General features: G+C 62.8%; 7 protein-coding genes. 3 read left to right on the top strand and 4 right to left on the bottom strand.

Annotation, left to right across the window (positions count from 1 at the left end):
* On the bottom strand, positions 1-281 hold a 281-nt coding region (locus EOA38_RS20455; RefSeq protein ID WP_145966011.1), incomplete at its 3' end, for a rhodanese-like domain-containing protein.
* A gap of 446 nt (positions 282-727) precedes the next feature.
* On the opposite strand from EOA38_RS20455, the gene EOA38_RS20460 reads away from it, so the two are divergent.
* Entirely contained in the window at positions 728-2,602 is a 1,875-nt protein-coding gene (locus tag EOA38_RS20460) for a murein L,D-transpeptidase (RefSeq protein ID WP_127300076.1), read from the top strand.
* On the opposite strand, the gene EOA38_RS20465 is transcribed toward EOA38_RS20460, so the two are convergent.
* The 3 genes from EOA38_RS20465 to EOA38_RS20475 all read right to left on the bottom strand — a co-directional run bounded on the left by EOA38_RS20465 (position 2,594) and on the right by EOA38_RS20475 (position 4,251).
* Positions 2,594-3,064, bottom strand: coding sequence for a hypothetical protein (locus EOA38_RS20465; RefSeq protein WP_127300077.1), 471 nt, complete (start codon positions 3,062-3,064; stop codon positions 2,594-2,596). The genes EOA38_RS20460 and EOA38_RS20465 overlap by 9 nt on opposite strands.
* Before the next feature lie 106 nt (positions 3,065-3,170).
* Entirely contained in the window at positions 3,171-3,755 is a 585-nt protein-coding gene (locus tag EOA38_RS20470) for a hypothetical protein (protein ID WP_245480884.1), read from the bottom strand.
* A gap of 238 nt (positions 3,756-3,993) precedes the next feature.
* A complete protein-coding gene (locus EOA38_RS20475) occupies positions 3,994-4,251 on the bottom strand; it encodes a PepSY domain-containing protein (protein ID WP_126093940.1) in 258 nt (85 codons plus the stop codon).
* A 413-nt stretch (positions 4,252-4,664) separates the two neighbouring features.
* On the opposite strand from EOA38_RS20475, the gene EOA38_RS20480 reads away from it, so the two are divergent.
* Together EOA38_RS20480 and EOA38_RS20485 are read left to right on the top strand one after the other, a co-directional pair.
* Positions 4,665-6,446 (top strand): adenylate/guanylate cyclase domain-containing protein, encoded by a 1,782-nt coding sequence (locus EOA38_RS20480; RefSeq protein WP_127300078.1) that lies wholly within the window; start codon positions 4,665-4,667, stop codon positions 6,444-6,446.
* A gap of 119 nt (positions 6,447-6,565) precedes the next feature.
* Positions 6,566-8,344 (top strand): cytochrome P450 (locus EOA38_RS20485; RefSeq protein ID WP_145966010.1); only part of this gene is annotated, 1,779 nt, incomplete at its 3' end.

An 8,344-nucleotide genomic window follows, 5' to 3' on the forward strand; every position in this document is an offset into this window, starting at 1 on the left:
TGCTTGACCGGCGTGAGACCCATGTCCTGCGCGGTCTTGGTGGCGAGCGCCGAGCGCCAGCCGCCGGCGCAGAAGAAGACGAAGGTCTTTCCCGAAGCGAAGAACGGCTTGTGGTAAGGGCTTTCGGGATCGATCCAGAATTCGAGCATGCCGCGCGTCACATGCTTGGCGCCGGGGATCTTGCCGTCACGCTCGACTTCGCGAGGGTCGCGCAGATCGACGAAGATCGTGCCGTCATCCTCCAGCAGCCCGGCCGCTTCCTCGGGCGACACGACCTCGATCTCGGCATTCGCCTCGTCGAGAAGTTCGCGATATCCCTTCTTTACTGCACATCCTCCAGGCCGTGGCTCGAGGCCGCCGGAATTTCGATCACAAAGACCGTTGTTTGTCACGCCTTGGCCATTGCCGCACAGGCGGCCGTCGAATCCGCCGGTGATTCATGCTTGACGACAGTCCACTCGAAACGGCACCCGCGTACCTATGTGACTTTTTCGCCTGTCGGCAACGCCACGCCTGATTGTCCCGGGTGTCGGAACACTTGGAACGGCCTGCTCGTTTTAAGTCTCACAAGGATGTGAAACTGTTCTGCAACAGGGTCGTGGAAATTTATGGAAGCTTAACGAAATCAGTATGAATCGGTATAGTCGCGCCTTACATCCGCCATGCGGAGGGCGGGACCGTCTAGCGGCGTGGAACGGGAACCGGTTTCAACCGGTGCGGGTGAAGCATGAAAATCCTCGGGAACAAAAAGGCCGTCATGCCGATCGCGATCGCGGCGGCACTTGCCTTCGGGCAGCAGCCAGCGAGCGCGCAGGGCCTGTTCGACATGCTGTTCGGCGGCGGCATTCGGCACAATCCGCAGGGCGAATTTCCGCCGCCGCCGAAGCCACGCAAGCTGCAGCCAGGCACCGGCGGCGGTGGCGCCAGGATCAGCAGCCCGACCTACAACACCTACAGGGCCGACAAGCTCGTGCGCGCCGACTTCAAGTCGCTGCTGCCGGCTCCGCTGCCCGCGACCGCGCAGGACGCTGCCTTTGTGCCGTCCGTGACCGAAAGCGCGTTCCGCGACGCGCTGGCAGGCCTAAGCGACTATGAACTCTTTGCCGAACCCGATATCGCCAAGGCGCTGATCGCCTACTACTCGGCCAATCCGGATTTCATCTGGGTGACAGGAGATTCGCCCAACAGCAGGGCGCAGGATGCGGTGCGGGTGCTTGGCGAGGCTGCCAGCTACGGCCTGACGCCCGCCGACTACTCCGTCGACGTCCCGACGGCCACGGCTTCTGCAATGCCGGAAGAGCGGATCAAGAATCTGGTCCGCTTCGAGATGGCCTTGTCGGCGCGCGTGCTGCGCTATGCCCACGATGCCCAGAGCGGCCGCGTCGACCCGAACCGCATGACCGGCTATTACGATTTCCCGGCCAAGCCGCTCGATCTCGAGGGCGTGCTGAAGACGCTGGCGCATACCCAGGAGGTGCGCACCTACCTCGAATCGCGGCACCCGCAGAACCCGGAATACCAGGCGCTGCGCGTCGAACTGGAATCGCTCCAGGCGAGCGAGGAGAACGAGATCGTCGTCGATCCGAAGCTGCTGCTGAAGCCCGGCGAAAGCAGTCCGGAACTGCCGAAGCTTTTGACATTGATCGCGCGCAACCTCGATGACGAGATGGGCGGCGCCTATGGTGAGGTCCTCGCCAGGCTCGGCAAGAGCGAGGTTTACGATCCCGAACTGGTGCCGGTGATCAAGGCGGTGCAGCAGCGGGCGGGCATGAAGGGCGACGGCGTCATCGGCCCACGCACCGTCGCTTCGCTTGCCGGAACATCCAAGGCCGACAAGATCGAAAAGGTCAGGGTTGCGCTCGAAGAGTTGCGCTGGCTCCCCTCCGACCTCGGCAGCCCGCGCGTCTTCATCAACCAGCCGGCCTTTACCGCGAGCTACATCGACAATGGCGAGGAAAAGCTGAAGACCCGCGTGGTCATCGGCAAAGTCACCAACCAAACCGCCTTCTTCTACAACCAGATCAAGCAGGTCGATTTCCATCCCTATTGGGGCGTGCCGCAGTCGATCATCGTCAACGAGATGCTGCCGAGACTGCGCAGCGATCCGGGCTATCTCGACCGCGCCGGCTATGAGGTGACGGATTCGCGCGGCCAGCGGGTTCCGTCAGCCGCAGTCGACTGGGGCGCGTATGGCGCCAAGGTACCGTTTAGCGTGCGCCAGCAGCCGAGCGAAGCCAATGCGCTCGGCGAGTTGAAGATACTCTTCCCGAACAAGCATGCCATCTACATGCACGACACGCCGCAGAAGTCTTTCTTCGAGCGCGACATGCGCGCGCTGAGCCACGGCTGCATCCGCCTGCAGGATCCGCGCGGCATGGCGGCCGCAGTGCTCGGCACCTCCGTCGATGACATCGCCGAGAAGCTGAAGCACGGCCATGCGACCGAGAATGTCACGCGCGTCATCCCGGTCTACGTCGCCTATTTCACAGCGTGGCCGGACATGTCCGGCAAGGTCGAGTATTTCGACGACGTCTACGATCGCGATTCCAAGCTGATGCAGGCGCTGGATGCGACCGAGGCGGTGCGTGCTCCGTCAACCTGAACGCTCGATGAGAGGGCGCCGGAAGCCGGCGTCGCGCCCGGCGATCAGCCAATAGACCAGGCCGGCGACGAGACCGGCGCCGGCGATGATGCTCATGTCGGCCCAGCGTTCCGGATCGTCCGGCGCGTCCGGCCAGAGCAGGATGAAACCGGCCGTCGCCGCGGCGCCGCCGAACAGCATGTGCAGCCAGAAGCTCCGCAGCGAAAAGAACTCGGCAATCAAGGCAAAGACCAGGGTCTGCGTGCCGGTTACCACGATCGTCAGGAAATAGGCGAACATACCGAGAGGCGGTACCACGAGCGCCATGATGGGCGTCACGCCCATCAGGTCGAAATAGGCGGGCGCGTCGGGGAGCGCGCTCAGTACAGCGTAGATCACGACCAACGCGATCAATCCGACGAGCACCGCCACCAGATAGCCGGCAAGTACCATAAGGATACGCTTCAGGACGTAGCCGATCATTGCAATGCACCCCCGTGCCCGCAATCATGGCGCGCAGTCAGCCATCAATCACGCGTCGACGCAAGTCTCGGATGGGCGGGGGCGGCTTACCCACGGGCGGCCGTCGTCAGGCGCCACCGCATAAGTGCTGCGAGTCCGGTAGGGACCATGTGCCTTTGCCGGCGAGATCGACGCCGTAATAGACCCTGCCGCGCAAATCGCCTTGCGGACAATCGCGCGGGATCGAGATCAGGCACATGACGACGGGATCGCCGACTTTGGAACCCGCCAGCCCCGGCTCACGGTCATAGGAAACCGCGGCTCCGCCATTGGTGAACGTCGCAGCGCTCCCGGCTTCCGGGCTGGCGGTTGCCAGCGGGTCGTCGCCCAGCCTTGCCGTCAGCGTCTTGATATGGGTGAAGCCGCATCTCCCGATCGAAGAGGGAAGGGGCTGGTCCACCGGCCTGGGTGTTCGCGCCGCCAGATCAAGCGCCTTCTTGCCGATCAAGGCGATATTGTACTCCTCAACCCAAGAGGGCGCCGAGCCATAGGTCTGCAGCGCGTTGTTCTGGGCGCTGACGATGCAGGCGGCGTCCGCCTTGCAGGCATTCCGGTCCGCAGCCAATTGTCTGGCGATCTTGCGCTTGTCACCGCCGAAGGCAGGCTCGAAGCCGCTGAGGGCCTTGGCGACCAGCACATCGATCGCCGACATCTGCGCGTCCGCGCATATTGCCTTCTCGCTGGGCAATTCAGCCTTCCGGCAATCGAAGGATGGCCCGTCTGCCAACGCAGGCCCCAGGCCTGACAGGCTCAGGATCAACACAGGCACGAGCCGAGAGATCGCTCGAATGGGGAGACGCATTTCTTGCTCCAGACCGTCGGCTTAGAAGCATCAATCTACGCGGAAAGCCGACGATGCGGAATGACTGGAAAACGGAAAGCGATCCGCCCTACTTCGGCTCGCCGGTCACCGGATCATAGGTGATTTCGACCTTGGCCTTGTCGGTCGTGTAGTAGATGACGGTATAGCCGTCGCTACTCCAGCCGACCTCCTTTATGTAGCGGAAGTCGTTCCGCTTCTCGACCTTGGCGACGATTTCCGAGAGTTTCTTGGCATTTTGCGGCGGCACCGCTTGCTCCTCCGCCGCGAAAGCCGGCCCGCCGATAAGGAAAAACGCAATACTGGTTGCCAAAACAACAGCGCGCATGACTGCCCTCAATCTCGTGTTGGCATGAGTGCGCTGAAAAATTCGCATCCCAGCCGGGTTGTTTCCGCCACGCTCGGATAATGCCTGCTCCACGGACTGGCTGGCAAGAGCGCTTCCATGGGTTCGTTTGCAAGCTCCTGAAAAAGCCAAAGCCTCGGGATTTCAATATGTAAGGAAGTTTCTGCGACCTGGTGCTTCAGGTAACAAACGGCTAACCATGGGTCCGACCGCAGACGCATTCCATTAGCTGTTCGTGGTAGAGCTTTTGGCCAGACCCTGTTAGACTTCCGGTCTAACAGGGTGGCAACGGCGCGCCGAGCCTGCCGGGGATTGTTCCGTCGGCAAACGGCGAAGTGCTTTTTCCAGCGGAAGTCGCCTGTTCTGGACCGAAAGCAGGGACCGGGGGCTCAACCATGGCTGAACGGAACTATACCCGTCAGCTCGCGACAATCATTTCTATCGACGCCGTGGGCTTTTCACGGCTGATGGGCATCGACGACGAACTTGCCGTCGCGGCCTTCGAGGAAAGGCGCGATATCATCACCGACAGTTGCGGCGCCTTTGGCGGCCGCACCTTCGGCGTCGCCGGCGACAGCATCATGGCCGAATTCGGCAATCCGATCGAAGCCTTGCGCGCGGCCTTCGATTTCCAGGATCGGATCATGGCACTCAATGCATCGGCCGCCGAAGAGATGCGCATGCCGTTCCGGGCCGGGATCAACACCGGCGACGTCATCGTCCGTGAAGGCCGCCTCTATGGCGACGATGTCAACATCGCCGCCCGGCTCCAGGAGTTCGCCCCGCATGACGGCCTCGCCATTTCCGAGACGACCTGGCATCACGTCAAGGACAAGACGGCAGCGAATTTCACCGATCTCGGCGAGTTCATGCTGAAGAACATCGCGCTGCCGGTGCGCGTCCTGATAGCCGGGCGCGATGGCAACGGTGCCGCGATGGCGGCTCCCTTGGCCGCCATCCCCACAGCGCCCGGTCACTACAAACCCGTTGCCAAGGGACCGCCGGCAATCGCGGTGCTGCCGTTCCAGGGCGACGGAAGCGAGCCCGATGTCGAATACATGGCCGATGGTATCGCCGAGGATATCATTTATGGCCTCTCCAATACCCGTTGGCTTTCGGTGATCGCCAAGGGCTCAAGCTTCCAGTTCCGCGACGACAGCCTCGGGACCAGGCTCATCGGCAATGCGCTCGGCGCGCGCTACATCGTCAGCGGCACGCTGGCGCGCCACAACGGGCAGATACGCCTCAATGCCTCGCTCACCGATACCTCGAACGGGCGCCTCGTGTGGTCACAGCGCTTCGATCGCGACCTCGTCGATATCTTCAGCCTGCGCGACCAGATCGGCTCCGAGATCGTCTCGATCCTCGACAAGGAAGTCGACCGGGCCGAGCAGGTACGGACCTTCCAGGTGCCATGGGAGAGTCTCGAGACCTGGCAATTGGTGCGGCGCGGCCGCTGGCACATGAACAGGCGCACGCGAAGCGACACAGAAATCGCACTCGAATTCTTCGACAAGGCCTACCAGGAGGATCCGAATTCCAGCGCCGTGCTGAACGAACTGGCATGGTGGTATTTCTGGCGGGCCTGGCTGCGCTTCGGCGACAGCGACGACCTGGACAAGGTCGAGGCGCTGGCGCGCAAAGCGCTTCTGATGGACAGCCTCGACGCGCGCCCACACGCTTATCTCGGCGCGGCCGACATCATGCGCGGCCAGCCGGCGTCGGCCGCCGAGCATCTGGCCGAAGCGATCCACATCAATCCGAGCTTTGCTTTCGCCCGCTCGGCAATGGGCAGCGCGCGCTTGCTGCTCGGCGACGCCGCAGGCGCGATCCCGTTCTTCCTGGATACCGAGCGGCTCAGCCCGTTCGACCTCTACCGCTTCCACAATCTGGGGGAACTGGCCGCCGCATACTGCTTCGTCGAGGACTGGCCCGCGGCAATTGCCATTGCCGATCGCTCGCTCAACCTTTCGCCGGGTTATTTCTACGCCAGGTTTCTCAAGATCGGCGCCTTGATGCGAAGCGGCCGCCGCGACGAGGCCAAGCGGGAACTTGCCATTTTCGCGACCAGACATCCCGACTTTTCCGAGCGGAGGATTCGCTGGATACCGTTCGTGGATGCGGCAAAAAACAACTTCCTGATCGCCAATTTCGACCAAGCCAAGTCCATTGCATGATCACCATCGCCGAAGACAAAGCACTGTGACGGAATTCACATACGCCGGACCGAACCAAACCTAGGCCAAGAGACGGCCGGCATCGCAGTGACGTTGACAGCCGGGGGGCCCGAACGCGCATGATCAACTGGAAGTATTTCAAAGGCATTTGGGAAGCCCAGAAAAAACAAGGCCCCGTGTCGGCGATGCCACCTTTCGACATCGATCGGCTGCGCAAGAAGGGCCTGCCGGCGCGCACAGCCAGGTTCCTCGTGCAGGATCATCCCCATTGGTGGCTGGCCTGGCTGCGGCGCTGCCACCCGAACCTCGCCATAGGCAGTAGATTTCTCCTCGTCACCAAGGGTGTGGACGTCCGCGACATATTGGAACGCGGCGACGAGTTCGAGACGCCGTACGGGCCGGAAATGACCGAGTTGGCGAGGGGATCGAACTTCATTCTCGGCATGCAGGACGGCGCCGCATATCGGCAGATGAAGTCCGCCGTGCTCAGCGCCTTTCCGCCGTCGCAGGTCGAAGCCGCCGTCAGGCCGATCGCCGAGCGCCATTCGCGCGATATCATGACCCGCGCCGCCCCGGGCTTCGATGCTGTCGCAGGGCTGATGAAGATCGTGCCGGTGCGCATCTGCCGGGACTATTTCGGCCTCGAGATCGACGACGAAACCGAATTCGCCGACTGGTCGATCGCGCTCAGCGCGCTGTTCTTCTCCGATCCGTTTGCCGACGCCACCACGCGCCAACTCGCGGTCGTCGGCGGAGATCGCCTGATCAAGGTCATCGATCGTTCGATCGCCGCGATCAGAAACAGGCAGGAGAAAGACGACCGGCCGCTGGCGCGGCTTGTCGCCCAGCTCGATCAGAAGCGCCTGTCGCTGCCCGACATCCACTCCATCATGCTCGGCATGATCGCCGGTTTCGTGCCGACTAACGTGCTTGCCGGGGGCAATTGCCTGGACGTGATCCTGTCGCGCACCGATGCGCGGCAAGCCGTCGATGCGGCGCTTGCCGAGGGCAGCACCGACAAGCTCGACAGGGCGATACTCGAAGCCATGCGCTTCAAGCCGATCTGGATCGGGCCTTGGCGTTACACCAGGCGCGACGCGATCATCGGCCAGGGCACGCGCCGCGAGCGTCTGGTCAAGGCGGGAACGGTTGTGATGCCGGCGACGCTGTCGGCGATGTTCGATCCCGAAATCGTGCAGCGGCCAAATGAATTCGATACCTCGCGGCCGCACCGCGATTACATGATTTTCGGCCACGGCATTCACTTGTGCATCGGTGCCGAGATCGCCCGCATACAGATCGGCGAATGCGTCCGCGCCCTGTTCAGCAAGCCAAAACTCAATCGCGTCCGGGGCAGGGCCGGAAAATTGGCCTATGTCGGCGCCTATCCGGCGAACCTCAAGGTCGATTTCGAGCGCTCGCCGCTTTGCCGCACCGTCGACCAGTCAATGGTCACCGTGGTTTGCCCGATCACCCGCGCCGTGCCGCTGGACGCCGTCCGCGACAAGGTCGGCGCCCTCGGCAATCCGGCGATCGACGAGGTGGGCGGCGCGCTCGACAAGGTCGGATCGATACATTTCACCAGTCTGGCCGTCGCCGCCACCGGCAAGGACGAGAAATCGGGCCTCGACACGGGGGCGCTCGTGCTCGAAATCTCCGGCGACGGCAGCACCGACGATGTCATCGGCGCCATCACGCAGGCCATAGGCCACCGGCTGAGGCCGATTTTCAGGGATGTGTGCGGTCTGTCCGACGGCGGCTCGCTGGAGAGCTTCCTGAAGAAACATAATATCGAAATGTCACCGTCCTTCGGCAGCACGGCGGGGCTGGTTTTTTCGGGCACGCCCGGCCATTCGGTGCGCCGCATCCTGGCCGAGGCCAGGCTTGCCGACAGTGTG

It is taken from the genome of Mesorhizobium sp. M1E.F.Ca.ET.041.01.1.1 (assembly GCF_003997355.1).
Taxonomy (GTDB): Bacteria; Pseudomonadota; Alphaproteobacteria; order Rhizobiales; family Rhizobiaceae; genus Mesorhizobium.

Bases quoted from the DNA above. Each gene is read 5' to 3' on its own strand.
- EOA38_RS20475 (WP_126093940.1), bottom strand. From the start codon at position 4,251: ATGCGCGCTGTTGTTTTGGCAACCAGTATTGCGTTTTTCCTTATCGGC.
- EOA38_RS20460 (WP_127300076.1), top strand. From the start codon at position 728: ATGAAAATCCTCGGGAACAAAAAGGCCGTCATGCCGATCGCGATCGCG.
- EOA38_RS20480 (WP_127300078.1), top strand. From the start codon at position 4,665: ATGGCTGAACGGAACTATACCCGTCAGCTCGCGACAATCATTTCTATC.
- EOA38_RS20465 (WP_127300077.1), bottom strand. From the start codon at position 3,064: ATGATCGGCTACGTCCTGAAGCGTATCCTTATGGTACTTGCCGGCTAT.
- EOA38_RS20470 (WP_245480884.1), bottom strand. From the start codon at position 3,755: ATGTCGGCGATCGATGTGCTGGTCGCCAAGGCCCTCAGCGGCTTCGAG.